The sequence below is a fragment of the Oleiphilus sp. HI0132 genome (assembly GCF_001635845.1).
In genome coordinates, this window is record NZ_LWGJ01000261.1 from 1 (window position 1) to 846 (window position 846).

Annotated in this window: 1 protein-coding gene; it reads left to right on the forward strand. The window is 41.7% G+C overall.

Annotated features, from left to right (window positions below; translation table 11 throughout):
* Positions 1-81 precede the first annotated feature (81 nt).
* On the forward strand, positions 82-846 hold a 765-nt coding region (locus tag A3766_RS03210), incomplete at its 3' end, for a 7TM-DISM domain-containing protein (RefSeq protein ID WP_197479260.1).

An 846-nucleotide genomic window follows, 5' to 3' on the forward strand; every position in this document is an offset into this window, starting at 1 on the left:
TGAGCAGAGGAAAAAATCAATTGTCCTGCTACGCTTAAGAAACAGAGAAATTGTTTACACTAAAATTAGCCAACCTTATATATGACGTTCTTAAAAAACATTTTGCTTAGGCCGCTACTGATATTCTTGCTGTGTCTAAGTGGAAGCTTTATCGGGCCTGCTTGGGGTATTACGAATGTGATGCCAGACGATGGTGCGCCCCGTATTATTCGAAGTGAATACCTAGTAGATCACTCAGGTAACAGCGGCATAGAGGCAATAAAAAGCCTTGTAAGAGAAGGTGAATGGAAAGGTCTTAGTGAAGACTCGGCTAACTTTGGTTATCAGCGTTATCCGTACTGGTATCGTTTTGAATTAAGTAACCCAAGCCAGGCGCAAAAGGAGCAGATTCTAGAGATCAGTTACCCTTTGTTGGATTATGTGGATTTTTATCATTTTGCAGGTGACAACTTAGTCAGTGAAGTTCACACCGGAGATAGAAAGCCCTATTCGCAGCGCCTGATAGATCACCCTAATTTTCTCTTTCCTGTCAAAATAGCTGCGGGTGAAACCCACCAGATTTATCTAAGAGTCGACACGGCAGGTTCTCAGTTGGTTCCGATGAAAATTTCTGATGCAACGAGCACCTTTGTGCAGCTAGGAAAAGAAGACGCATTACATGCGACCTACTTTGGCGTTGTATCAGTTATTGTCTTCTTTAACTTATTAATCTTTGTCGCGCTCAGGGAAAAGCTGTATTTATACTATTCAGTCGCAGCATTCTTGTACATGCTGTTCTTTGGTATTATGAGAGCGAAGCTTTTCCCCTTTATTTATTCAGATAACCCCGAGTTTCATCACACGCTT